This is a genomic window from Arthrobacter sp. ok909 (assembly GCF_900104405.1).
Classification (GTDB): Bacteria; Actinomycetota; Actinomycetes; order Actinomycetales; family Micrococcaceae; genus Arthrobacter; species Arthrobacter humicola.
Genome location: NZ_FNJS01000037.1, coordinates 1 through 22,810 on the forward strand (window position 1 = coordinate 1; position 22,810 = coordinate 22,810).

Consider the following 22,810-nt stretch of genomic DNA (forward strand, 5'->3'; position numbering starts at 1 on the left):
TCGTCCCGGCCCGCAACGCCGCCAGAGTCAGCGGCAGCCCCGTCGTCAAGGCCCGGGCCTCGGACAAGAAGGCCCCGGCGGTGCGTTCGCTCACGGTCAGGACACAGGCCAGCTCGGCCACCAGCGCCATCTCCTGCCCGGCGCGGTCCCGCACGGATCCCGCCGGCGGGGCCAGGAACCTGGCCGCCCGCGCGTAGTCGGCGGCCAGCTGAACCTTCAACGCCGCCGTCCGGGCCTCCAACCGGGCCACCCCGGCCAACCCGTCCAACAACGCATCCGCCAGATCCCGCAACGGATCACCACCACACACGCCACCCGTATCCCGCAGCCGATTAGCATCCCGCTGGGCGCCAGCATTGCGCAAGTCATTGGTATCGCGGAGGGCACCGGTGCCGGGCGGATCAGACCGGTCGCCGCCGGACCCGAGCAAGGCAGCCAGCACAGCCACAGACGCGGCAACGGCCTCCACCGCTTCCCTGCTTTCCGCACCGTTGTCCACACTCGAGGCTGCTCTGCTCTCCACACTCTCAGCATCTCAGGAGCCACCGACAAAAATAGTGACATGGCCTGTCCTCGAAGCGGGTGCTGACTTAACAACCAAAAACCGTTTGAGAGCTGGTGTCAGGGTGCTGCGCTTCTCCAACAATCGAGCCGATTCTACTGAGACAAAGTTGCACGCGGCTCTTGCACCCTGGGAAAGTCGGGCCAGGTTTGGGTGCGCGAGTTCAGGCAGTGCAGCGTTCGTGGCGGGGCCAGAGCAATCACGTTGGTCCCGCTCAGGTGGCCTGTGCCAGAGTCTCCGAGAGTCGTGGGAGTATTTGTCCGCGCCAGCCGCCGCCCATAATCCGGTGGGCGATCACGTGGCTGGGCTCCTCCGGGTCAAATCCTTCATGCGCTAGGAACAAGCGGGTACCGCTGCCTTCTGGGACCAGCGTCCACGTGACGGTACTGCTCAGGTTGTTGCCGGCATTGGCATCCCGCCAGGAGATCCGCAGAAGTCTTTCCGGATCGATTTCGAGCACTTCGCTCGCGACCAGGCCGCTGAAGCCTGCGGCAGGCACCGGTATTCCTCGCATCGTGTATCGGTGGCCGACCACCGGCCGGAAGTCGTTCTCCATGAGCCACGTGGCGATCAGGTCCGGTTCTGTGAGCGCACGCCACACCTTCGAGGGCGGGTGGGGGAGAAATTCGTCGAGTTCAATCGCGGTCAATGTGGCCGACATCAGGGGTCCTTGAGGTTGTCGAGAGTGGTGTTCAGGTCTTCCAGGCGGCCGCGCCAGAACATCTCGAATGGAGACAACCAAGAGGCGACGTCTGCCAGGGGCCCGGGCGTCAAGGTGTAACGGGTCGCGCGGCCATCGCGTTGCTCGGAAACGAGGCGCCGATCCAGGAGGACCTTCATGTGCTCAGACACGCTGGGCCGGGCCATGTCGAACTGCTCCGCAATTTCGCCGGCAGTTCGAGGACCACCAAGCAAGAGGAAAAGAATGTCCCGCCTGGTCGGGTTGGCCAGCGCACCAAAGATCAGGTCGGCAGGAGAGTCTTTCGTTCTGACAGGCACAGCACATTTTATGTAGGAAAAATCCTACGCGTCAACCGCTGCTGGGCGGATATTCGGATGGAGGCCATGCCGGGACCGGCGCGGCGGGTGCGATTTCCCGGCGGCGGTGCACGCTCACGCGGCATCGGTCCAATAGGAAAGCCTCCGCGCGAGTCAAGGACTCAAGCGCGGAGGCTCCCGACTCTCCAAGCTGGGGGACTGGAGGGTCAACACAATTCTAGCGCCTGGACGGCGTGGCGGCCCCTATGCCCTGCTTCTGCGACCGGCTACTGCTCCGAAGATGAGCAGCACAATGACGGCGCCCAGAATGGAGAGGAGCCAGGTTCGCAGGTCGAAGAAGTTCCCGAGGCCTCCTCCGAAAATCAATGATCCGATCCAGCCGCCGAGGATCGCGCCCACGACGCCCAGCACGAGCGTGACTACCCAGCCGCCTCCCTGCCGGCCGGGAAGCAGTGCCTTGGCGATGGCTCCTGCAATAAGCCCGAGAATGAGAAAAGCGAGAATCCCCATGACTGTACTTCCTTTCCGTGGACTGGCCGTGGAATGCGGCCGTAAGCATGATTCAATCAGCATGCTTAGTAGTTCGCAATACCTGATGCCCTGCGATTGACGAAGTTTTTCGACTCGTCAGTCCGGCTCCGCCCTTCTTGTTCGCCGTTGTTTAGGCGAAAACGTGAGTGCGCCACATGGAGGGCCCGCTGGGCTACCTGCTTCATCCGGGCCTGCTACCAGCAGAGCCGCGGGTGGCTGTGGTCCGCGGGGGAGCGAGGGGAACCCGTGAGATTGTCGATCCGATCCGCCGTCGGGCGCGGGTCGCATTTGCCCTGTTCGAGAATAAATCGACTGTCTATCCTGTTTGTAACGACCGCCGCGACACGCGGTCCACAGGCCGCCGGCACGTCCCGGGAAGCCTTCCCGCTCCGGGGGCCGTCTCGATGAGGAGGCGTCCATGTCCAGTCCTGATGTGCCAACGCGCGGACCAGCCAGATCCGGTCCCTACGCCATCGCCGGAATCCTGTTGGGCGCCGCCATTGTGATTCCGTTGTTGGTGCCCGCGTATTCCTTTGATGAGCCGCGCCTCGCAGGTATGCCTTTCTTCTACTGGTATCAGATGATGTGGATTCCGGTCACTGCGGCGTTGGTGGGTATCTCCTACTGGCTGGTTAGCAAGGAGGACCGTCGCAGGCGCGATTCCGTACGTGGCATCTCTAGTGCGGGGGAGGAGTGATGAGCGGGGCCACCATCCCTCTGGCCGCCCCGGACCGGCCAATTAACGTCGTCGCACTCACCATTGTGATCATTCTCTTCGTCTTGGTGGCGGCGCTGGGTTTCGTTGCTGCGCGGTGGCGTCGGGAAGAGACGACAGGGCTGCACAGCCTGGACGAGTGGGGCCTCGGGGGCCGCGGCTTCGGAACCTGGGTGACCTGGTTCCTGCTCGGCGGCGACCTCTACACGGCCTATACTTTTGTGGCCGTTCCGGCTGCGATGTGGGCCACGGGAGCCGTCAGCGGCTTCTTCGCGGTGCCTTATACGGTCGTGCTGTACCCGATCGTGTTCCTGCTGATGAGCCGGTTGTGGTCCGTCTCGCACCGGCATGGGTTCGTCACGCCGGCCGACTTCATTGGCGGCCGCTACGGCAGCAGGGCGCTGACCCTGGCCGTGGCCGTCACCGGCATTGTCGCAACGATGCCCTACATCGCGCTGCAGTTGGTCGGCATCAAGTCGGTGCTCACAGTCCTGGGCCTGGGGAGTGCGGAAAACGTGCTGCTAACGGACCTGCCGCTGATCATCGCGTTTGTTGTCCTGGCCGCCTATACCTACACGTCGGGTCTGCGGGCGCCGGCCCTGATCGCCGTTGTGAAGGATCTGCTGATTTATCTGGCAGTGATCGTGGCGGTAATCTACCTGCCGGCCAAGTTCGGGGGCTGGGGCACCATTTTCGGCGCTGCTGAGACGAAACTTGGCACGGTCAACCCGGCGACCGGCAAGCCAGTTGGAATATTCATTCCGGGCGCTACCAGTTATTCCGCGTACTGGACGCTGGCTCTGGGCTCGGCCCTGGCGCTGTTTATGTATCCGCACTCGATCACGGGGGTCTTGGCGACCAAGAGCAGGAACACGATTCGCAGGAATGCCGCGGTGCTGCCGTTGTACTCGTTGATGCTGGGGTTCCTGGCGCTGCTGGGCTACGTGGCGATCTATGCCGGTACCAAGCCCATCGACTTGAATGGCGCCGTCAACCCGCAGCTCGTTGTCCCGCAGCTGTTCTTGGATGAGTTCCCGGCCTGGTTCGCCGGCATCGCTCTGGCCGCCATCGCCATCGGTGCCCTGGTCCCCGCCGCAATCATGTCAATCGCCGCGGCGAACTTGTTCACCCGCAACATCTACCGGGATCTGATCCGGCCTGAGGCCACTCCCCGGCAGGAAGCACACGTCTCCAAGATCGCATCGCTTGTGGTGAAGTTCGGTGCCCTGATTTTCGTCATTGCCATGGACCAGTCGGCAGCAATCAACATGCAGCTCCTCGGCGGCATCTGGATCTTGCAGACCTTCCCGGCGATCGTGGCGGGGCTCTACACCCATTGGTTCCATCGCTGGGCGCTTTTCGGCGGCTGGGTAGCCGGAATTGCGTACGGCACTATCGCGGCCTACAACGTGGTCAACCCCGTCACGAAGGCCAATTTCGGCGGCTCCATCGCGGCCATCCCCGGCACTGACATACAGGTCTACATCGCTGTCGTGGCATTTGCGATAAACCTTATTGTTGCCGCCGGACTGTCCCTGCTCTTCCACGCAATGAAGCTCCCCGGCGGGAATGACATCACCCGCAGCTCGGACTACGGTGCGGACGAGAACGATCCGAAGGTCGCCGAGATCCAGCGGGAGTTTCCGCTCGCAGAGCCCGGCCCCACAGTCTGACATGGTCTGAGTCGACGGCCACGGTCTGAGTCGACGGCGGCCCCGGGGGCCGCTCGCCGGCGCCGCCGGGTCTACGGCCAGGCAGAGGACCCGCCTGGCCCGGTCGGGTTCAGTCCTTATCGAGTTCCTCGAGGAGGGTCTTCGCTGCCGTGGCGATGTCGTCGTGGTCGTTCTGGGCGGCCCGGCTCTCGATGGCAAGAATCGCGCACCGATGAAGCCGCCGGAAGTCCCCGAAGGGAAAGCTGTAGCGTCCCTTTGTAGCAGGCGTCTTTTCGCTGTCTTCGCCCAGATGCCAAGTGCTGTATTCCGTGTAGCCGTGCTTGTCGATGAACGCGTTTTCCTGGGCAGCATCGGGGGCATGTTCGCTCCAGTCGTCCCTCGAATCCCGGGCGATCCTTGCGTCCTTGATCAACTGCTTGGCATGACGCAGCGCCGCAGTGTTGAGCTTGATTGTCATGCGGGGCCTCCTGAGTCGTATTTTTCCGGGTCCGCAGGTGTACCGGGTCAATGGGTGCTAAATGCAGGCGCCCCGGACGTGAGTCAGCTCTGAACGCCGACAGCGGTGTCCGCCGACCGGGGCAGTCGATGCTCGGGCCGCTGGACTACTTCTGGGTGCGTGGCCCGGAATCCTTACCGGGTTTACGGGTGGCATCCACGGTGCCGTCCGCTCCGTAGTCGCCCTCTGAATACCGGCCTATTTCAGATTCTGCCGTGCGGCCGCGGATAGTCCCGGCGTCGCCATAGTCGGCCTCCACATACCGTCCCGATTCCGTGGCTTTGTCGCCCAGGGGCTCGGGCAGGCCGCCCTCGCTACCGGCCGCGCCGTAATCCCCTTCGGTATATTGGCCTTCCTCGTCTTCCGCGTGCCGGCCGGGTTGCGCGCCGGCTTTGCCATAGTTGCCTTCCACGTAACGGCCCCGCAGGTCTGGCTCTTCGGGCTTCTTTTTCGTTCCCGCTTCATCCGGGGTGTTCTCAAAGCCGCTGTTGTCGGTCATGATCGTGCCTTTCCCGAAACGAACTCTGCGTCTTCTGCGGCGCAATTTAAGTTTAGCGATGGCCGCCGCGGAGCAATAGGCAGCGGTCACCGCGCGGACTGTCTCCGTTAGAAAGCCCTGGATAAGCGCTCGGCCAAACTTCAGAGGGGGCAGGTATTCCTGCGCCGCCGCGCCAGCGCGATGACTCTCTTCCGTCGCCTCTAGTTCACCCTCGCCCGGGCCGCCGCAGCAGGACCAGTCACGCGGGGGGAGTTCCACCCCATGGCCCTGTGTTGCGGTAGTCGGGCTTCGTCGTCAATGTAAGAGGGCCATTTTCAGCCCGCATACGCTGGGAACGGCCCCTAGACGGCGTCGGGCCGCTGATCGCCCTTGTGGCTCCGCAGGTTCTCCTGCACCTTGCCGAACAAGTCCTTGATGGTCGACTCCGTATTGGTGAGCATGTCCGGCTGGACGTAGACCTGTTGGGCGGGAGACAAGCTGTAATGGGACGGGAGGCCACCCGTGCCGTCCACGCCTTCCAGGGCGATGGTCACGCTGCCTTCCTTCCGCGCAATGGCGCCGATCCGGCCGAAGACCACGGTAAATTCGTCCGGCTGGAAGCTCACGGTTAGCCCGACATGCGCCCGGCTCAGGTCGCTTGCCGCGACGGCCTTCTCGTTCCCGGTTCCTGCATAGCTCATGTCCATCTCCCCGACAGTTGGTGGCATTGGCGCGTCGTACGCGAGCAGTCTACGTCTGGACCCGGAGGCCGGAAAGGGACCCGCCGGCTGCCCGATACCGGACCGGGTTCGCTCTGGGGGAGAATGCGTTCATGACCAAAGACGATCTTCGGCCTGTCTACTTCCTTTCGGACAGCACCGGCATCACCGCAGAAACCCTCGGCAACACCCTGCTCACCCAGTTCCCCGCGAATAACTTTGACCGCATCACGGTCCCTTTCATCACGACCGTTGAGCAGGCCAGGACCGTGGTCGGCACGATCGACAGCCTGGCCGTCGCCGGCCTCCAACCGATCGTCTTTTCCACCGCGGTCAGCAGCGAGATCCGCCAGGTCCTGGCGACGTGCAACGGGATCATCGTGGATCTCATCGGCACGCATGTCGGGCAGCTGGAGCGGGCCCTCGGTTCGCCGGCCAGCGGCGAACCCGGCAGGGCGCATGGCCTGGGCAATGCGGAGCGCTATCAATCCCGGATGGCCGCCGTCGAATACGCCATGGAACACGACGACGGGCAGAGCCTGCGTGCGCTCGAAAAGGCCCAGGTTATTCTGGTGGCCCCGTCACGATGCGGCAAAACGCCCACCACCATGTATCTGGCGCTGCAACACGGCATCTTCGCCGCGAACTTCCCGCTGGTGGATGAAGACTTCCAACGCGAAGGGCTCCCCAAGCCGCTGAGGCCTTTTGTGGAGAAGTGTTTTGGTCTCTCCTCCAACCCCCTGCGCCTGAGCCAGATCCGCACGGAACGGCGCCGCGGCTCATCGTACGCGTCGCTGCGGCAGTGCGGGTTCGAGTTGCGCAGCGCCGAGCAGTTGTACGTCTCCCATAGGATTCCATACCTGAATTCAGCCACGGTCTCCGTGGAGGAAATGGCGGCCACCATCCTGCAGCGGATGAACCTCAAGCATTAGGGAAAAGTTTCACAAACCTTGTGTGGCGGACGTCATATGGAAAGAGAGCCTCAGACCTGTCAGTGTGGACAGGACTTGCGCCCATCAACCGGCCATCGCCGCGAGCGGGGCGCCGCACCTGCATGCCATCTTCTGCAAAGGAGCAGTAATTATGACGACGGACATCCTGTGGTTCTCAGAACTCGGACTCAAGGACCTGGACCGGGTGGGCGGAAAGAACGCTTCCCTCGGCGAAATGGTGCAGAACCTGACCTCGGCCGGGGTCCAGGTTCCCGACGGCTTCGCCACGACCGCGGATGCCTACCGCAACTTCCTGGCAGACTCCGGCCTGGACCAGAAGATTGCCGATCGGCTGGTCGGCCTGGACACTGACGATGTGACGGCCCTGGCCTCCGCCGGGCAGGAGATCCGGGCCCTGATGCGCGAGACGCCCTTCCTGCCGGACTTTGAAGTGCAGATCCGGAACGCCTACCAGCAACTGGTGGACAAGCACGGCGGCTCGGAGGACCTGTCCTGGGCGGTCCGTTCCAGCGCCACCGCGGAAGACCTTCCCGATGCCTCCTTCGCCGGGCAGCAGGAAACGTTCCTGAACGTCCGCGGGATCGAGAACATCCTGCTCGCCATCAAGGATGTGTTCGCCTCCCTCTACAACGACCGGGCGATCGCCTACCGCGTGCACCACAAATTCGAGCACGCTGAGGTGGCGCTCTCGGCCGGCATCCAGCGCATGGTGCGCTCCGACGTCGGCGCCTCCGGCGTCATGTTCACCATGGACACAGAGTCCGGGTTCCAGGACGCCGTGTTCGTCACGTCCTCCTACGGTCTCGGCGAGGCCGTCGTCCAAGGCGCGGTCAACCCCGACGAGTTCTACGTCTACAAGCCCGCGCTGCAGGCCGGACGCCCCGCCATCCTCAAACGAGGACTGGGCGAGAAGGCCCTCCAGATGACCTACACGACCAGCCGCGAAATCGGCCGCACCATCGACTTCGTGCCGGTTGAGACGTCATTGCGGAACCGCTTCAGCCTCAGCGACGCCGACGTCGAACAGCTTGCCCGGCACGCCGTCGCCATCGAAAACCACTACGGCCGCCCGATGGACATCGAATGGGGCAAGGACGGGATCGACGGCGGCCTGTACATTCTGCAAGCCCGCCCGGAGACCGTGCAGTCCCGCCGGGCCTCCGGAAGCCTGAGCCGTTTCCGCCTCAACGGAACCAGCCGGGTGCTGGCCGAGGGCCGCGCCATCGGCCAGCGCATCGGTGCCGGCAGCGTCCGCATTCTCACCGCGATCGACCAGATGGCCGCCTTCAAGACCGGCGATGTCCTCGTCGCCGACATGACCGACCCGGACTGGGAACCGATCATGAAGCGTGCCTCCGCCATCGTGACCAACCGCGGCGGCCGCACGTGCCACGCGGCCATCATCGCCCGGGAACTGGGGATTCCCGCCGTCGTCGGCACCGGGGACGCCACAGAAGCCCTGTCCGACGGCCTCGAAGTGACCGTCTCCTGCGCCGACGGTGAAACTGGCGTTATTTACGAAGGGCTCCTGGACTTCAGCGTCGAGGAAACCGAGATCACCCAGCTGCCCGAGGCCCCCATCAAGGTCATGATGAACGTCGGCACCCCGGAACAGGCGTTCACCTTCGCGCAGCTGCCCAACCACGGAGTGGGCCTCGCCCGGCTCGAATTCATCATCAACCGCCAGATCGGCATCCACCCGAAGGCACTGCTGAACCTGGCCGAGCAGCCGGCGGACGTCGCCGCGGAAATCCGTGAGCGGATCGCCGCGTACGACAGCCCGCGCGAGTACTACATCAAGCGCCTGGCCGAAGGCGTGGCCACCATCGCGGCGGCTTTCGCGCCGGAACCCGTGATTGTTCGCATGTCCGACTTCAAGTCCAACGAGTACGCCAACCTGATTGGCGGGCCCGCCTACGAGCCGCACGAAGAGAACCCGATGCTCGGCTTCCGCGGCGCCTCACGGTACCTGGAGCCGTCCTTCCGGGACTGCTTCGACCTCGAGTGCGAGGCCCTGTCCTTTGTCCGCAACGAGATGGGGCTGACCAACGTCAAGCTGATGATCCCGTTCGTGCGGACCCTGGACGAGGCCCGCGGCGTCGTTGACCTGCTGGCGGAGAACGGCCTCACCCGCGGTGAGAACGGCCTCGAGGTGATCATGATGTGTGAGATTCCGTCCAACGCGCTGCTCGCCGACGAGTTCCTGGACTACTTCGACGGATTCTCCATCGGCTCCAATGACATGACCCAGCTGGCCCTGGGCCTGGACCGGGATTCCGCGATTGTTTCGGGCGGCTTCGACGAACGCGACCCTGCCGTCAAGAAGCTCCTGAGCATGGCCATCAAGGCCTGCAAGGCGCGCGGCAAATATGTGGGCATCTGCGGCCAGGGTCCCAGCGACCACATGGACTTCGCCGAGTGGCTGGTGGCGGAAGGTATCGATTCCGTCTCCTTGAACCCCGATACCGTGGTGGATACCTGGCTCCGGCTCGCCGGCGGGCCCGTCGAGTCAGGGGTTGGCGCCGAGGCGAACTGACAGCACGACGCCGAGGGAACGGCAGGCGGCACGCCCGCCGGGCAGCACGGTCTATTCATTTCAGGCCGTGCTGCTGTGGCCGCACCGACCGCCTGGCTCGTAACGCAAGACCCTACGCCATCGGCTCGCGACTCATTTCCTGCGGCCGGCCAACCGGTTCTCTCGACTGGGGAACAACGGAGCCGTTATATACGTTGCAGTTCCGTCAGGTAAGAACGTCAGAGAAGAGAATGACCCCAGTGGCAACTGATTACGACGAAGTACGATCCGACGTCAAGGAATCCCAGGACCGGTCCCTTGAGGCGCTGCAGTCCGCGAACGCACCGGATGCCCGCAGCGTTGCGCGTGAGTTGGACGAGGCCGACGCACTGGATGAAGCGATGACCCCGGGCGGCGAGTTTGTCGCCGAAGAGCTGATCGTTCAGGTGATTCCCCAGGCGCAGGATGAGTTCACCTGCTATTCCTGCTTCCTGGTCCGGCACCGGTCCCAGCTTGCTCGCGAAAAGGACGGCCACTCGTACTGCATTGAGTGCGAGGGATAAGACGAACTAGGTCCCGACGCCGGGAAGCCGCCGCCAGGCCGAAACTGGTCAGATCCTCTACCGCAAGACCTGCGGGGCGCCGGCCGGCACGCTGGCTCCCGCTCTCGGAGTCTAATCCGAGGAGCGTGGTGGTCTTGCGGCCACCGTACTTGAGGAAATTGTTGCAGGGTTCGCCCATGTGGCCGTTGGGCTGGAGACCACGAAAGTGGTCTCCAGCCCAACTCCAGTTAAGTAGCTTGGTGCGGTTCAGCTCGTCATTCGGCGGGCTCGAGCTGGGCTTCCGGCTTAACCTGGATAGCGTCTGGTTTCACAGCCACTCCCATGGCCAGATAGTAGGCAACGCCGGCGAGGACAAGCCCGACGGGCCATGCAAAGGCGGCCACCGCGTTGAGCGCCGGGACGAGTGCCATGACAGCGGCGATTGCAGCCGTCGGGATGAAGACGGCGATGGCTTTGGGGTTGAATCCCTTCCGGAAGAAATACTCGCCCGTTTCATCCGAGCGGTAAAGGTCCCTGAGGTTGATGACTCCCCGGTTGATCAGGAAGTAGTCAGCGGCCATGATCCCGAACAGGGGGCCCAGGAAAGCCCCCAGACCGCCGAGGAAGTAGTTGACTACAACGGGATTTGAGTACAGGTTCCACGGCATGACCAGGAGCGCCAGTACGGCGCTGATGATGCCGCCGCGGCGGAAGTTGATGTGCTTGGGCCAGACATTGGCAAGGTCGTAGGCGGGGGAGACGAAGTTTAGGACGACGTTCACACCGATTGTGGCGACGATGAACATGACTGCGCCGATGACCAGGACGAAGGTATCGGGGACTTTGGCCAGAATCAGAGCGGGGTCGGTGATGGCCTTACCGAAGACGACGACGGTTCCAATTGTCATAGTGATGCTGATGGCAGCGAAGGCAGCGAAGTTTACCGGGATTCCCCAGAAATTTCCGCGGATCACGGACCGCTCGGACTTGGCAAAGCGCGTGAAGTCGCAGTAGTTCAGCAACATGGTGGCGTAGGTCGCGACAAGGAGGAAGGCTCCGGTGAGTACGCCACGGACCACGTCTCCGCCAGCCAGCGGATTGATTGACAGGTCCATCGGGATGTTCCAGCCGGCCAAAGCAAGAAGCCAGACAGCCATCCCCAGCATGACAGCCCAGACGATGGGGCCGGCCCAGTCCTGGAAGCGACGGACGGCCTCCATTCCGCGGGTGATGACCAGAAGTTGCAGGATCCACAGCAGAATGAAGCAGGCCCAGCCAAGGAGGGATAGCCCGAGGAAACTTTGGTTCTGCCATTGCTGGAGGTCGGGATCTATCCTTAGGAGCAGCACGACGACGGCCATGGATGCGAGATATGTCTGGATGCCGTACCAGCAGATGGCGATAACCGCGCGGATGAGGGCAGGAATGTTGGCTCCCCAGATCCCGAAGCTGATTCTGGCCATGACAGGAAAGGGTACGCCCGTCCGCTGCCCCATCTTCCCTGCCCAGTTCATGCCGAAGAACAGTATTGCGGTGCCGATCAGAATGGCCGCCAGGACCTGCCAGCCGGTGAGCCCGATGACAAACAGGCCTGCAACGAAGGTGTACGTGCCGATGTTGTGGATTGCGGACATCCATACCGCGAAGAAGCTGTACGAGGTCCATTTTCGTTCCGTGGCGGGAGCGAGGTCTTCGTTATAGAGCCGGCCCGTGGGGTCAAGCGCGGCCAATGATTTGTGATCTGTTTCCATGATGACTCCTTTGTCAAACATTTCTTGTAATCGGTGGGAAGGGTCGGGGACGGGTTCGGTCGTGATCTGGTTTCGAAGTTAGGCCCGGCTGTGGTGGTCCGCGAGTTCTGCGGGGCGGCCTGGTCCTTCGCGGAATCCTCGGCGCTCGATGAAGCGTCCGACGGGTCCGGGGTCGTGGAAGCCGTTCTCGTCCAGGACGATTCGCCCGGCGCAGACCACAAGCTGCGGCCATCCCCGGAGATTCTTGCCGTCGAAGGGAGAGAAGTCTGTTCCCATGTGTAATCCGGCACCGGACACGGTCCGGACCTCGGCGGGATCCACAAGCACGAGGTCGGCATCGTATCCGGGTGCAATGATGCCCTTGCCTGGAACGGCATTGATACGGGAGGGGGCGGCCGCGAAGACTTCGGCGAATCGCTCGGCTCCGTGGCCGTCGGGGGAGACTAGCTCGGTAAATGTGACAGGCATGCGGGTTTCCACGCCGGGGAGACCGTGTGGCATCTGGCGAATGTCATCGCTCCGCTCAAGCTTTTGCGAAAGGTCATAGCAGGAGTGGTCGGATGAGACGGTGTGGACTGCGCCGGAGAGCATTCTGTCCTTGAGCGCCGCCACGGTCTCGGGGCTGCGCATTGGCGGGCAGCATGCGTACCACTCGGGAAACTGTTCGCCGTAGACGGAATCGTCCAGGGCCAGGTAGTGGGGGCAGGTCTCCGAATAGGCCGAGAGGCCCCTCAACTGCGCATCGGTCACGAGATCTACAGCCCCGGGGGTGGACTGATGAACGAAGTACACCGGAGCGCCCGTGTACTCGGCCATCGCCAGGGATTCCTTTACCGAGACTTCCTCTGCCAGTTCAGGTCGGGTCCGGGGGAGATGACGGATGCCGATATCACCGGCAGCAGCATGGGTCTCGGTGCAGTCGGTGATGATGGCATCGTGCTCGGCGTGGATGTAGGTGAGGCCGTCGAGCCGGACCATCTGCTTCATGACCTGCAGGATCGTGTCGTTGTCCGCCATGGTGGACCCGCGATTCGTCGCGTACATCTTTATGGAACGGATTCCCATCTCCGCGAGACGTTCGAGCTGGGCAGGCACTGTCTCATCCCACGTAACGACCGATCCGTGCAACCCCACGTCGCAGCGGGATTCCCGGGCCAACGTGATCTTGTTTCGCGCAGCCTCCAGCGGCGTCTCCACAGAGTCCCTAGGTATCCCGAAGTCGAGGATCGTAGTTGTTCCGCCCCACAACGCAGCAATGGACGTCACGGCGAAGTCATCGAGGGTGTGGAATCTGCCGGTAACCTGCGCCACGTGGCAGTGCCCGTCCACGCCTCCGGGGAACAGCAGGCGCCCGCCGGCGTCGACGGTGGCCGCCGCTTCCGGAACGAGGGTATCGGCATCAACAATCTCTACTATTTTCCCGCCCTGGATGACCACGTGTGCGTGGCGGCGTCCGTCCGCGTTGACGACTATGGCGTTAGAGATCACAAGGTCTGGATGATTCTCCATTTGGGCTCCTGTTCATTCGACGGTTGGCTTTTCGTGGTGACCCGAATTTGGGTGCGCTTCAGGAAGGGTTCGGCCTGCCAGGTAAGGCAGTCAGTCCCCTGGTGGTTTGGTTCAGGTTAGTGAGTCAGATAGTAGTCTTTGCGGTACTTCTGGATGTGGTCGCGGGAGACGCGGCCCGCACGTTCCGGGTCGCCGCTGGCGATCGCCTCGTAGAGGCTGCGATGTTCCCTGATCAGTTCCGGCAGGTCGGTCGCGTGCCGGAACAGCCAATGCATCCGCCCCTGCAGCGGTTCCAGGGCCGCCCGGAGGAATTCATTTCTTGCAATGGTTGTAATCGCGTCATGGAACTGGTTATTTGCCGCGTGGGCCTCAAAAATCGATCCGACCTCGAGACTGTTCTGTGCCCGGTCCAGCAGGGAACTGAGATCGTTGAGTTCGGACGCTGTTGCCCTCACCGCAGCCAGCTGGCTAGCCAGGACCTCCAACGCCAGCCGCACATCGAACAAATCGGCAACTTGTTCCGGCGTCAGGCTACTGACAACGATGCCCCGCGAGTTCGCCCGCTCGCTGACCAGGCCCTCCTGACGCAGCATGCGGAGCGCCTCTCGGATCGGCAACCTCGAAACGTTGAACTCGTCCGCAAGGTCGCGCTCCACCAGACGGGCTCCTGGTGCGTAGTCCCCCTCAAAGATCCGGTTACGGATCGCGTCCCGCACGGTTTCCCGCAACGGGCGGTCATCGATCTTTGCTGAACTTTCCACAGTGCGTTCCTTTGCTGGTTCGCCGAACTGGCCAGGCTAGCGACGCATACCGGCTGTCTCATACGGCCAAAGTAAGATGATTGGCCTGGGAGGGCGGAGAATATCCATCCACCGAAAGCCGGATCCTGATCGAATGCCTCGTTCGAGGACTCGGTTGGGATACATCTACGGGATCCCCTTTTGGGATCCCAAAATCAGTGTCCTTCATCACATTTGCGAAAGTCAAGGGTTTTAGCGTAGGTGCAGAACGTGACTGTCCGCCGAAATCCCGTAGCACCGGTTCGCGACGCCCTGTCAGGCGCTGACTGCAGTCGCCGCCGGCAGGGGAGCGGCACCCATGAGGCTGTGGTGCGGACAACGGGCTACATTGTTATCGAGCTCAAGACCGGCTAGCTCCAGCGCGAATATGTCGGAAAGCTCAATTTTTGTCGGTGAGCGCTCAGGAGGATGAATGCCCTCCTGCTAACTTCGGGCACAGGAGTCTGGGAGTTTAGGGATCGCTCTCTCCTAACTGCACACCGCGGCCGACAAAAATGGATGTGTCACCACTCCCCGGGAAGCTGACCATGGGGGAGCATCACGACGTCGTTGTCATCGGGGGCCGGCCAGGCCGGGCTCGCGATGAGCAATGTCCTGCAGCACAGGGGGCTCCCGTGCGCGAGAACACTGAAGTCCGTGTCCTCGCTGAACACGGCACGGGTGACGGCTTCGACGCATTCCTCGCTGACGGTTCCATCCACGCCCGACGCGTGGTGATAGCAGCCGGCCCGTTCCAGCTTCCCCGCGTGCCCCGGCTGGCTCATGAGGTCTCATCGTCGCGACTGCAGCTCGACCCCACGCATTACCGCTCTCCGGCGGCGTTGCCGGGAGGCCGTGCTGGTAGTGGGCAGCGGCGCCTCGGGCTGTCAGATCGCCGACGAGCTGCTGCGCGCCGGGCGCGGCGTGTACATGTCAGTGAGCCGGCACCGGCGCGCACCGAGACGCTTCAGGGGCAAGGACATCTACTCTTGGCTGGAGGCATTAGGCCGCTTTGCGCAGACAATCGACAGCTTTCCCTCGCGTCAATACCCACCTTCGACGGTCGTCACCGGCGTGAGGGCGGCTACGACGTCAACGTTCGGCAACTCGCCGCAGACGGCGTCAACGTAATCGGCCGAGTCGTCGGCGCGTCAGGCGGGAATCTCGCCGTGCAAGCCAACGCGAATAGGGTCCTCGATGAGGCCGACAAGGCCCACACCGACTTCATATCGGCAGCGCGCCAATTCATCGGCAATGGAATCGAAGGCTATCTCGTCAACGAAGAGCCTGCGGAACCCGCCCCTCTCCCCACAGCGGAGGAGATCAACTCGCTGAATCTCACCAGGGAAGACATCCGTACGATCATCTGCGCGACCGGCTAAGCCTACGATTTCGGCTGGGTCAAGATCCCGTTGTTGGACGAGCGCGGCCGGCCCGTCCAACAGCACGGCGTCACCGCAGTCCCTGGCCTGTACTTCCTCGGGCTGCACTGGATGCACACCTTCAAGTCGGGCCTCCTCTCGGGCGTCGGCGCGGATGCCGAATTCCTGGCCGACCACATGGCCCGAACCCGGGCCCGGTGATAGGGACGCCAATCCAACAGACCCACGCGAGGTCTGAGGGTGTCGACTGCTTCGGGCTCATAGATGCATCTCGAGGGCTGGCGCGAAGTATGGGGTCAAGACCACAGCTTTTGGGGAGCGCGGGCACGACATGGTGGCCCGTTCCGGCTCTGCGTGTCTTGCGGCCGTGGCGCCGGTGAAGCCGGCGTTCACTCGACGGGGATCCCTGCCTAGTTGTGCGGAGCCCAATCCACGGAGTGGTCATGATGAAACACGAAGGGTACTAGCTGAGGTAATCTCCGCTGTCAGCGTGCAGTCGACGCGTGGAAACTAAACACAGGACGCGGTGTCCCCAGGCTGACCCAAGGAGTGGCTTCCAGGATGACCTGCCCTATGCAGCGGAGCCGCGGGGTTCAGGTTGCTGTTCCCTGAGGAAGTCACAGTCGTGTTGTCCTGCCAGGCGGCGAGGGCGCGGATCTGGAACCGGGTGGTGAGTAGAGGCAGGGGGCTTGCTTAGGTAGGTCAGGCTGCCAGGACTCGTGATGGGGCCGTGGACGTCGCGTGGTTCGGCGTCAGGATGCTGATCCGATAGTCGTGCTGAAGCGGGTCGACGTGCACCGGCAGGTGATGCGACTTTGAGCACGCGTGAAGCTCTCCCATGGCGTCGGGTTCAATTTGTGCACGTGTCACATCCAGTTCCAGCGCCAGTCCGGAGGCGAGTGAGCTGGCGCGCTTGACCACGTCATACAGGCCATGGACGCTCTGAACCGTCACGTGGCCCTGGACCCTGACGTGGGCCTTGGCGCCGTCGAGGTCCACACGGACCAGCACCCGCAGTTTCTCGTTCACAGAGTTCTCCGCTCTAAACCGGGGCCACCACGCTGTGGCCCCCGCCAACGATAGACGCAATGTGACCCGGATAACAACACCATCCGTTAGTGGGGCGCAATCGTGCGACCGGCGCAAGACCATTCGGGGGAGCGCACGGGCGCTTACGTCCAAGTTCCGGGCGGCGAGCACCACCTGGGTGCGGCCTGAAGGTGGTCCCGAGCAGGTCCCGTCAGGGGACGGCTGGTCGCAGCAGCCCCGGAGCGCGGGATCTTCCTCGAGGCGCAGTAGGCGTAGAGTCGATGCCCGGGCAGGAGGGCTCTGGAAATTTTCGGCCGTTTAGGAGTGAAGGGCCGCGCGGGCGAAGGCCTGCCCCTGCGGCGTGACGGTCTTTGCTTTTAGCTGCCGGCCGTGGTCGTTGACTATGCCGAGGTTTAGGAGCGCTCCCGGGGATCGTGGAGGAGTGCATGGACGGTTTCGGGTGGAAGGTCGGTCCCGGTGCCGGAGCCCGCAGGAGACGGCGTCAAGGTAGTCGTCCCAGGACGTTCGTTTTCCTGCGGCGACCTCGAGGAGGAGCAACAGGGCCGCGACCCGCTCGGAGTCATGACGGTGCCGGTGGGCAATGGCCCGGGCGACGAACAGCCAAAGTTGCACGGGATTATCTAGGAGCCGCTTGGGACGCAAGCAAAGCCCCAATCAGAAGCCGCTTGTGCCTGGAGAGGGTCCAGAGTTGCATTAATATATGAACCCAATGGCGGCGCTAGACACGCCCGAGGTCTCTGGGGATGTTCTGCTGTTGATCGCAGCAATATTCGTGGTTGCGATCATCCTGATGGCGGCGTTCCTCACCTTCCTGTATTACCGCGACAGATCCGAGGACAAGCGATCCAAGAAGTAGGCATAGGTCGCCAGTCCTTCGGCGGGTCCGGCTCCGGAGGCTATCTGTTGGCCTGAACCGGTCGACGTCCCCGTAGCTCGGCGTGCGGAATTTTCCCCCGAATTCCCACGGCGAACTGCAGTATCTTCCGAGAGCCCCGCCGGGAACACGAGGGCTGAAGAGATCGGGGCTGGGCGCTTGATACGTTCCGGCGCAGGACAGCAAGATTCCCGGCCGGAGCCGGATATGACCGTCAGGGCGCTTGCGCCGCCCAAGGCCCCACCCTGAAACCGTCCGGTCCATGAAGCCGGGCGGGGACTTCCCGCGCCCGAACACCTAGGCCCTTCCGGGGCGCCAGCTTGTCGTAATCTCCGCTATCGGCCTGCGGGAAATGACTTACAGACTCCGGTAGTGACTGACTTGCCAGTCATCCACGGGTCAGCGTTAGGGCTGACCCACGAACTCGAAAGGGTCGCATACGGGGCCGATGGAGTGCCACCTTATATCTTGGGCCACCCCGTCAGCGGTGCGGTGGAGGGATTCGGCGATGCTGTAGGGGAGACCCGACAAGGCGCTTTTCTGTCGCATGACAATGGTGTGGATCTCAGACCACGTCATCCATGCGACAGAGGACGGAATTGAGGCGAGCAAAGCCTCATAGTCTTCAGCTGTCATTCCGGCGCGGGCGCACAGGGACTCAAGACCCACGTCAACACCGGCCTCGACGTCGTGGCGGCCACTCCCGGCGAGCCTGATGGGTGGGGGAGCGGTCAGGATCAGCAGGAGCAAGGGGGCGAGGTCGCCGCTATGCGCCTGCAGGCACAGCAGTTCCCGAGGAAGCTGCTCGACATTGAACGCCGCGCCCTTCTTGAAGCCCTTTGCCTCAACTCAAAGTTGGACCGAGGCGCCAGTCACCCAGACATCCGGCTGGACATCTATATCAATGGCAGGCAGCAGGAGACTGCCCGGCAGCACGTCCAGGTCAGCATGCCCCTATGGAAAATCCTGAGATGACGGACGATGTGGACTCGATTCTGGAGGTCCGCGTGTCTAGGGGTCCGCGTGCGCCTGTCGGAGTGTGATCCCGAGATATGGCGGCTGCTGGAGGTTGCTGGTTCGTTGACACTGGGGCGGGTCCACGAGGTGCTGCAGACGGCGTTCGGCCGGGAAGATGTGCATTTGCACCGGTTCACGGCTGCCGATCCGTTCGCGCGTCTGCGGCCGGTTGACGGAGAAATCATCGAGCCGCCGCAGTGGCTTCCTGCAGAGTGGTGCGAGGAACCCGCCGACCTGGCCGAGGAGGTCTTCTCGCTGGACCAGCTTCTCGCCCGCGCCCGCCGCGGCCCGCTGGAAGATACAGGGGGGCTTCCCCGGACACGCGGAGATTCTGGACGTCCGTGCCGACCCTGCCTGCCCACCCTCATCACGCCGAAGTGTCGGAATGGGTCGCCGACGTCACCAGGGCCGACGAGCCCTGCGATCCCGACTTCCTGGACGTTGATGCCGTGAACCGAGGCCCTCTCCGGCGGGTCCAAGACAGACTGATAGCACCTGCCGTACCGGATTGACCTCCTCTCCGGGCACCGGGCCCTCGCGGGTGTCAACCATTCCGCTTCGCACCCCGTTCCCGACGCGGACGTTCAGTACTGACTTCCCACACTTTGGAGGATCCCGGTGAGGGCCTGCATGCCGCCGTCGACAGCCAGGTCTACGCCCGTTGTGGATCCGGCGAGAAGGCTCGCCAGGCAGGCGATCGCCGCGGTGATTTCCTCAGGAAATGGGGCCCTCCGCGGCGTTTTCGGGTGCGAGATCCAGCACGGCAACGTCCGACGCCATCGACCCGGCCTTCGTCGGCGACCACGGCCTGGCATCCTTCGGCTTCTGGAACCCCTGCGGGTCATGGACGTCCGCCAACGGCCGGACCGGGGTGGTCCCTAAGGAAGTTGCTGTCGACTACGGCGACGCCGACGTGATTGCGAAGCCGGTCGATCACGGGATGTGGCGCGAAACGGCCGTCGGCTACGCGTTGCTGCGCGGACCCTCGACCGATTTCCCGATGCCCCTGTGGCGGAATGGTGACAAGCCAGACGACGGGCGCCTGATCAGCATCGACCGCGACTCACAGCGGTAGGCCCGGACAGCCTCCGTCGCCTCCTCACCATGCGCGGTTGCCGGTCATCGACCTGCAAATGACAGCCGGACTTGTCCTGCCCCTCGGCTTTCCCATCAACCCGCGTAGGCCAACACCAGAATCTCGTCAGGCTCATTCAGATCGTTCACCCACACCTGTACGGCGGTCTCGGAACGAGAAGGCACTGAAATCAGTTCAGAGGGCATAAACTGCGAATCCGTGTCAAGGAAAACCCGGAAATCAGCGGAATTATCTGGCTGCACGGTACCTCGAACCCGTTGACCTTCACACGCCCGGCAGTTGCCCGGCGCGCCGCCGGACGGCCCCGGGTCCCTGTAACGGCGCGGACTTCGACGTGCAGGTGGCCGAAACCGGGGAGTGCGTATCACCGGGTCCTAATCTGCAAAATCTGCAATTGGATCACTTCTACTGGTAACCGTGCGTATTCGATTCGGAACTATTGTCCACATTCGCAAGGGTTGTTTTGCGGCGGCGACCTTAGGCAAATATGGAAATTCTTCCTCATTCAGTTTCCTGGGCAATTGCCGTTTGAGCCGTCATCAGTAGTATTCGTTCATGACGACCCAAGGTGAGAGCAGATCCCGCCCGTTTGTTCGTCGCGGCATGCGCGTTCTTCTGTGGGTGGCTGTAGTGGTCGCCGCTGGAGGGTTAGCCCTTGGGCTCGTTCCCTACTTCGTTGTGGCTTCCATGATCACCGGTTTCTTAGTAGGCCAATTCTCATCCAAGGATGAACGGGCGCCGTCCAATGTCAGCGGCAACTTTGTCTGGTGGAAACGGAGGGTACGTGGCGCTGAGAATGTCAATCTGTTTTGAGCCCGCTTGGCGTTGAATAGCAGCCTGATTCGGGACCACCTTGTGTCGGGGGCGTTGTCCTACGGCCCGGTACCCGCGTGGGGGTGCCGCTCACTCCGAGCGCCCTCATCCGCCGTCTCGCCGCCGTCGGGTGCAACAAACTCGCGGGAGTTCGACCACATATTCCCGTTCTCCCGCGGTGGCGGCCGCGACGTCGACAACATCTGGGACCTCTGTCGAACGTGCAACCGTCAGAAGGGCGCGCAAACCCTCGACGAATGGAATGGATACCCGTGACGATTCCGACATCGCAGCCCCAACTCCCATACGAGACGAAGTCCTATGTGTGCATCCACGTCTTCGATCGGATCCGGCCGGTGCTGTATGTGACTCGCCCGGACGGTGATTGGTGCGCACTTTGCGGTGGCGATCATCCAGACGACGCGAGCTCTTTCCGTGTCGTCGGGATCGGACACGTTATCGATTACGACCCGTCGGTGGCGGAGGTGCTGGATCTTCGCCCGAATCAAGAAGCCGAGCGTGATGCGGTTGGGGAGCCATGGCTGCGGTCCGACTTCTAGGACGCCTGCTCTTCGTCGCGTTCCATGTTCGTGCTCTTCGAGTACGAACATTGCCAGCGTTGAGTTGATCGACGGAGATCTATCGTCTCGTCAGCTATGGCAAGTCGCCGCAAACACCGCAAGGACTGCCGAGGGGGTGGCTATCAATGGCGAGACAGCCGCTACGCGGCTGGGCCGTGACATACACAAGCCGTGGGACCGTGGGGCTGTTCAAACTCGGGGGCGGGAATCAACGGTGGGGTGGGCTCAACTGAAACTGCGATTCATCAACCGGCGAGCCGCGAAGTGGGCCCAACTCAGACTGCAGAACCGGCCCCAACTCAAACTGCCATAATCAGCGCTGCCTTGCCTGGGTATCGGGACCAAGGTTCAGCTGCTGAGGCCGCGTGTTTCTGTGTGACTTGGTAGCTGTAGCCGAGCATTTCGGCCACGAGCGGGGGAGGAGCTTCCGTGACGAGTGCGCGGAGGGCTGCGTTGCGTGCGCCGAGAAGGTTGATGCCCAGTTCCCTGAGGCGCTCCATGAGTGTGTTGGAGTGGATGTGCCGGCCGTGGCGATAGCCGGGGAACATCCACTCGCTTTCGGAACTGTTGTCGGTGCGCATGTTCGGTCGCGAGGCCAGGTGTTCTATGAGCAAGGACGCGAACGGCTCCGGCACGGGTGCGGGGTCGCCTTGGCCGAGGGACAGGCGCAGGCCGTCGGGTGTGATGATGACATCGGTGCTTTTCATCGCGGCGATGTTCACGACGGGCTGGGCGTAGAGCAGCAGGAACGTGGCGGCCACCCGGTAGGGCAGGGTGTCGACGTCGTCGGTGAGGCAGGCTTTGAGCATGGCGAGCCGCTGGTCCTGACCTAGCAACGGCATGGTTTTGGCTTGGCGGTGGCCGATGGTGATGTTGGTGCAGGTCCGGTTGTTGACCGCCCAGATGAAGAAGGTCCGGATGGCGTGCCTGGTGGTGGGTCCGTCGGCCAGCCAGGCATCGACGTCGGTCTGGACGCACGACTCAACTGCCCGCCTGTGGGTGGTTTTGAGCCAGGTGAGGAATTTGATGGTTTCGGTGATTTCCTGCTTCGCGCTATGCACGGGACCGCGGGTGGGTCTCCCGTCCACCGAGAGGCTCCGAATGCGGCGAAGGTGGTGCCAGCGGGCAAAGGATTCGACAGGCCGCCGGACCTCAGGGCCCTCGACGGCCTCGAGCTTGCTGATGAGCCACCGTTCGAAAAGGGCGAGGTAATGGTCGCGGTCCGCGAGCAGACCGTGATGCGTGAGCAGGCTGCGGACGTGCTCCGCCCGCAGGCTGTTCGGTTCCTTATCCAGCGCCTCGTGGCTGAGAGGGATCTCGCCGGTGGCAAGGCGCCCGAGCAGATCACGGACGCCGGCCCTGCGGAGCCAGGTCAGGATGCTTTCTGGTCGTTGGGCTCCGCACAGGGCCGTGAGCAGTTTCTCCGCCGTCGTTTCGGCGCCAGGGACTGATTCGTCAACTCGCAGCAGCACGCTCAGGTCGTCCCGTAGCGAGCAGCGGGCGCAGGTGTCCTGGCGGTAGTGCTCAGTCTCCGCGCCGCAACGCCCGCAGTGGTAGTCCTGCGTGATGCCTGCGCGTTCAACACAAACAGGTTCGTTGCCGTGGGCCGGGGATCGTCCGGGGAGCATGCGGTTCGTGCCGCAGCCCGGGCAGGGGCCGTGCGTGCGCATGGCTGCTGTGAAGCAGGTCCCGCAGGTCCTTCCTTCGGACCAGCTGGCCCGGTGCCGTCCGGCCGCCCTCGAGCACCTGTCACAGGTGAACGCTCCTGTGGTGCG

General features: G+C 63.1%; 25 protein-coding genes and 1 pseudogene. 12 read left to right on the plus strand and 14 right to left on the minus strand.

The window, feature by feature from the left end; translation table 11 throughout:
* From BLR03_RS20560 to BLR03_RS20575, 4 genes and pseudogenes are all read right to left on the minus strand, one after another.
* Nucleotides 1-523: pseudogene (locus BLR03_RS20560) on the minus strand (hypothetical protein); the annotation flags it as partial.
* Nucleotides 524-776: 253 nt separating this feature from the next.
* Nucleotides 777-1,223, minus strand: coding sequence for an SRPBCC family protein (locus BLR03_RS20565; RefSeq protein ID WP_091256126.1), 447 nt, complete (start codon nucleotides 1,221-1,223; stop codon nucleotides 777-779).
* Nucleotides 1,223-1,561: an ArsR/SmtB family transcription factor gene (locus BLR03_RS20570; protein WP_091256128.1), complete on the minus strand. Its 339-nt coding sequence runs from the start codon at nucleotides 1,559-1,561 to the stop codon at nucleotides 1,223-1,225. The genes BLR03_RS20565 and BLR03_RS20570 overlap by 1 nt, the downstream gene beginning before the upstream one ends.
* Nucleotides 1,562-1,804: 243 nt before the next feature.
* Entirely contained in the window at nucleotides 1,805-2,071 is a 267-nt protein-coding gene (locus BLR03_RS20575; protein WP_091256129.1) for a GlsB/YeaQ/YmgE family stress response membrane protein, read from the minus strand.
* A gap of 439 nt (nucleotides 2,072-2,510) precedes the next feature.
* Here BLR03_RS20575 and BLR03_RS20580 point away from each other — a divergent pair, with 439 nt between their 5' ends.
* A complete protein-coding gene (locus tag BLR03_RS20580; protein ID WP_091256131.1) occupies nucleotides 2,511-2,789 on the plus strand; it encodes a DUF3311 domain-containing protein in 279 nt (92 codons plus the stop codon).
* Nucleotides 2,789-4,480 carry a monocarboxylate uptake permease MctP gene (gene mctP, locus BLR03_RS20585; protein WP_091256133.1) on the plus strand — a complete coding sequence of 564 codons (1,692 nt, stop codon included), beginning with the start codon at nucleotides 2,789-2,791 and terminating at the stop codon, nucleotides 4,478-4,480. The genes BLR03_RS20580 and mctP overlap by 1 nt, the downstream gene beginning before the upstream one ends.
* Before the next feature lie 109 nt (nucleotides 4,481-4,589).
* Here mctP and BLR03_RS20590 read toward each other — a convergent pair whose 3' ends face one another.
* The 3 genes from BLR03_RS20590 to BLR03_RS20600 form a co-directional block, all read right to left on the minus strand.
* Complete coding sequence (locus BLR03_RS20590) at nucleotides 4,590-4,937, minus strand: hypothetical protein (protein WP_091256135.1); 348 nt, start codon at nucleotides 4,935-4,937, stop codon at nucleotides 4,590-4,592.
* 145 nt (nucleotides 4,938-5,082) lie between these two features.
* Nucleotides 5,083-5,475: a hypothetical protein gene (locus BLR03_RS20595; protein ID WP_091256136.1), complete on the minus strand. Its 393-nt coding sequence runs from the start codon at nucleotides 5,473-5,475 to the stop codon at nucleotides 5,083-5,085.
* Nucleotides 5,476-5,816: 341 nt separating this feature from the next.
* Complete coding sequence (locus tag BLR03_RS20600) at nucleotides 5,817-6,155, minus strand: hypothetical protein (protein WP_091256138.1); 339 nt, start codon at nucleotides 6,153-6,155, stop codon at nucleotides 5,817-5,819.
* A 131-nt stretch (nucleotides 6,156-6,286) separates the two neighbouring features.
* Here BLR03_RS20600 and BLR03_RS20605 point away from each other — a divergent pair, with 131 nt between their 5' ends.
* From BLR03_RS20605 to BLR03_RS20615, 3 genes are all read left to right on the plus strand, one after another.
* Nucleotides 6,287-7,105 carry a pyruvate, water dikinase regulatory protein gene (locus BLR03_RS20605; RefSeq protein WP_091256139.1) on the plus strand — a complete coding sequence of 273 codons (819 nt, stop codon included), beginning with the start codon at nucleotides 6,287-6,289 and terminating at the stop codon, nucleotides 7,103-7,105.
* A 151-nt stretch (nucleotides 7,106-7,256) separates the two neighbouring features.
* Nucleotides 7,257-9,662, plus strand: coding sequence for a phosphoenolpyruvate synthase (gene ppsA, locus BLR03_RS20610; RefSeq protein ID WP_091256141.1), 2,406 nt, complete (start codon nucleotides 7,257-7,259; stop codon nucleotides 9,660-9,662).
* A gap of 239 nt (nucleotides 9,663-9,901) precedes the next feature.
* Nucleotides 9,902-10,204, plus strand: coding sequence for a DUF4193 domain-containing protein (locus BLR03_RS20615; protein ID WP_091256143.1), 303 nt, complete (start codon nucleotides 9,902-9,904; stop codon nucleotides 10,202-10,204).
* Between the two features lie 254 nt (nucleotides 10,205-10,458).
* Here BLR03_RS20615 and BLR03_RS20620 read toward each other — a convergent pair whose 3' ends face one another.
* The 4 genes from BLR03_RS20620 to BLR03_RS20635 form a co-directional block, all read right to left on the minus strand.
* On the minus strand, nucleotides 10,459-11,934 hold the full coding sequence (locus tag BLR03_RS20620) for an NCS1 family nucleobase:cation symporter-1 (RefSeq protein WP_091256144.1): 1,476 nt from the start codon (nucleotides 11,932-11,934) through the stop codon (nucleotides 10,459-10,461).
* A gap of 78 nt (nucleotides 11,935-12,012) precedes the next feature.
* Nucleotides 12,013-13,443, minus strand: coding sequence for an amidohydrolase family protein (locus BLR03_RS20625; RefSeq protein WP_091256146.1), 1,431 nt, complete (start codon nucleotides 13,441-13,443; stop codon nucleotides 12,013-12,015).
* A 116-nt stretch (nucleotides 13,444-13,559) separates the two neighbouring features.
* Entirely contained in the window at nucleotides 13,560-14,204 is a 645-nt protein-coding gene (locus BLR03_RS20630; protein WP_091256148.1) for a GntR family transcriptional regulator, read from the minus strand.
* Nucleotides 14,205-14,746: 542 nt separating this feature from the next.
* Nucleotides 14,747-15,007: a hypothetical protein gene (locus BLR03_RS20635; protein WP_091256149.1), complete on the minus strand. Its 261-nt coding sequence runs from the start codon at nucleotides 15,005-15,007 to the stop codon at nucleotides 14,747-14,749.
* 204 nt (nucleotides 15,008-15,211) lie between these two features.
* Here BLR03_RS20635 and BLR03_RS24140 point away from each other — a divergent pair, with 204 nt between their 5' ends.
* Nucleotides 15,212-15,604 carry a hypothetical protein gene (locus BLR03_RS24140; RefSeq protein ID WP_139184619.1) on the plus strand — a complete coding sequence of 131 codons (393 nt, stop codon included), beginning with the start codon at nucleotides 15,212-15,214 and terminating at the stop codon, nucleotides 15,602-15,604.
* A gap of 33 nt (nucleotides 15,605-15,637) precedes the next feature.
* A complete protein-coding gene (locus tag BLR03_RS24565) occupies nucleotides 15,638-15,805 on the plus strand; it encodes a hypothetical protein (RefSeq protein ID WP_175460642.1) in 168 nt (55 codons plus the stop codon).
* A gap of 501 nt (nucleotides 15,806-16,306) precedes the next feature.
* Here BLR03_RS24565 and BLR03_RS20650 read toward each other — a convergent pair.
* Together BLR03_RS20650 and BLR03_RS24145 are read right to left on the minus strand one after the other, a co-directional pair.
* Nucleotides 16,307-16,633, minus strand: a complete 327-nt coding sequence (locus BLR03_RS20650) for a hypothetical protein (protein WP_091256156.1) — start codon at nucleotides 16,631-16,633, stop codon at nucleotides 16,307-16,309.
* A 318-nt stretch (nucleotides 16,634-16,951) separates the two neighbouring features.
* The gene (locus BLR03_RS24145; RefSeq protein ID WP_139184620.1) at nucleotides 16,952-17,266 is read right to left on the minus strand and encodes a hypothetical protein; all 315 of its coding nucleotides are present in this window, start codon (nucleotides 17,264-17,266) and stop codon (nucleotides 16,952-16,954) included.
* Nucleotides 17,267-18,509: 1,243 nt separating this feature from the next.
* Between BLR03_RS24145 and BLR03_RS20665 the strand changes: the two genes are divergently transcribed.
* The 5 genes from BLR03_RS20665 (at nucleotide 18,510) to BLR03_RS20685 (ending at nucleotide 21,014) form a co-directional block, all read left to right on the plus strand.
* Nucleotides 18,510-18,998, plus strand: a complete 489-nt coding sequence (locus BLR03_RS20665) for an IS1096 element passenger TnpR family protein (RefSeq protein WP_254788621.1) — start codon at nucleotides 18,510-18,512, stop codon at nucleotides 18,996-18,998.
* 268 nt (nucleotides 18,999-19,266) lie between these two features.
* On the plus strand, nucleotides 19,267-19,620 hold the full coding sequence (locus BLR03_RS24570; RefSeq protein ID WP_175460643.1) for a hypothetical protein: 354 nt from the start codon (nucleotides 19,267-19,269) through the stop codon (nucleotides 19,618-19,620).
* A 576-nt stretch (nucleotides 19,621-20,196) separates the two neighbouring features.
* A complete protein-coding gene (locus BLR03_RS24150; protein WP_139184621.1) occupies nucleotides 20,197-20,454 on the plus strand; it encodes a hypothetical protein in 258 nt (85 codons plus the stop codon).
* A gap of 42 nt (nucleotides 20,455-20,496) precedes the next feature.
* Complete coding sequence (locus BLR03_RS25375; RefSeq protein ID WP_368086990.1) at nucleotides 20,497-20,730, plus strand: HNH endonuclease; 234 nt, start codon at nucleotides 20,497-20,499, stop codon at nucleotides 20,728-20,730.
* A complete protein-coding gene (locus tag BLR03_RS20685; protein ID WP_139184622.1) occupies nucleotides 20,712-21,014 on the plus strand; it encodes a hypothetical protein in 303 nt (100 codons plus the stop codon). Before BLR03_RS25375 ends, BLR03_RS20685 begins: the two co-directional genes overlap by 19 nt.
* Before the next feature lie 320 nt (nucleotides 21,015-21,334).
* Here the strand turns inward: BLR03_RS20685 and BLR03_RS20690 are convergent, their stop codons facing one another.
* Entirely contained in the window at nucleotides 21,335-22,663 is a 1,329-nt protein-coding gene (locus BLR03_RS20690) for a hypothetical protein (RefSeq protein WP_175460644.1), read from the minus strand.
* Between the last annotated feature and the right edge of the window lie 147 nt (nucleotides 22,664-22,810).

Coding starts and splice junctions, on each gene's coding strand:
- mctP (WP_091256133.1), top strand. CDS start 2,789: ATGAGCGGGGCCACCATCCCTCTGGCCGCCCCGGACCGGCCAATTAAC.
- BLR03_RS20665 (WP_254788621.1), top strand. CDS start 18,510: ATGTGGACTCGATTCTGGAGGTCCGCGTGTCTAGGGGTCCGCGTGCGC.
- BLR03_RS20565 (WP_091256126.1), bottom strand. CDS start 1,223: ATGTCGGCCACATTGACCGCGATTGAACTCGACGAATTTCTCCCCCAC.
- BLR03_RS20625 (WP_091256146.1), bottom strand. CDS start 13,443: ATGGAGAATCATCCAGACCTTGTGATCTCTAACGCCATAGTCGTCAAC.
- BLR03_RS20590 (WP_091256135.1), bottom strand. CDS start 4,937: ATGACAATCAAGCTCAACACTGCGGCGCTGCGTCATGCCAAGCAGTTG.
- BLR03_RS20685 (WP_139184622.1), top strand. CDS start 20,712: ATGGAATGGATACCCGTGACGATTCCGACATCGCAGCCCCAACTCCCA.
- BLR03_RS20580 (WP_091256131.1), top strand. CDS start 2,511: ATGTCCAGTCCTGATGTGCCAACGCGCGGACCAGCCAGATCCGGTCCC.
- BLR03_RS24150 (WP_139184621.1), top strand. CDS start 20,197: ATGACGACCCAAGGTGAGAGCAGATCCCGCCCGTTTGTTCGTCGCGGC.
- BLR03_RS20595 (WP_091256136.1), bottom strand. CDS start 5,475: ATGACCGACAACAGCGGCTTTGAGAACACCCCGGATGAAGCGGGAACG.
- ppsA (WP_091256141.1), top strand. CDS start 7,257: ATGACGACGGACATCCTGTGGTTCTCAGAACTCGGACTCAAGGACCTG.
- BLR03_RS20600 (WP_091256138.1), bottom strand. CDS start 6,155: ATGAGCTATGCAGGAACCGGGAACGAGAAGGCCGTCGCGGCAAGCGAC.
- BLR03_RS20620 (WP_091256144.1), bottom strand. CDS start 11,934: ATGGAAACAGATCACAAATCATTGGCCGCGCTTGACCCCACGGGCCGG.
- BLR03_RS20690 (WP_175460644.1), bottom strand. CDS start 22,663: ATGCTCCCCGGACGATCCCCGGCCCACGGCAACGAACCTGTTTGTGTT.
- BLR03_RS20635 (WP_091256149.1), bottom strand. CDS start 15,007: ATGAGCCAGCCGGGGCACGCGGGGAAGCTGGAACGGGCCGGCTGCTAT.
- BLR03_RS20605 (WP_091256139.1), top strand. CDS start 6,287: ATGACCAAAGACGATCTTCGGCCTGTCTACTTCCTTTCGGACAGCACC.
- BLR03_RS20575 (WP_091256129.1), bottom strand. CDS start 2,071: ATGGGGATTCTCGCTTTTCTCATTCTCGGGCTTATTGCAGGAGCCATC.
- BLR03_RS24570 (WP_175460643.1), top strand. CDS start 19,267: ATGGGGCCCTCCGCGGCGTTTTCGGGTGCGAGATCCAGCACGGCAACG.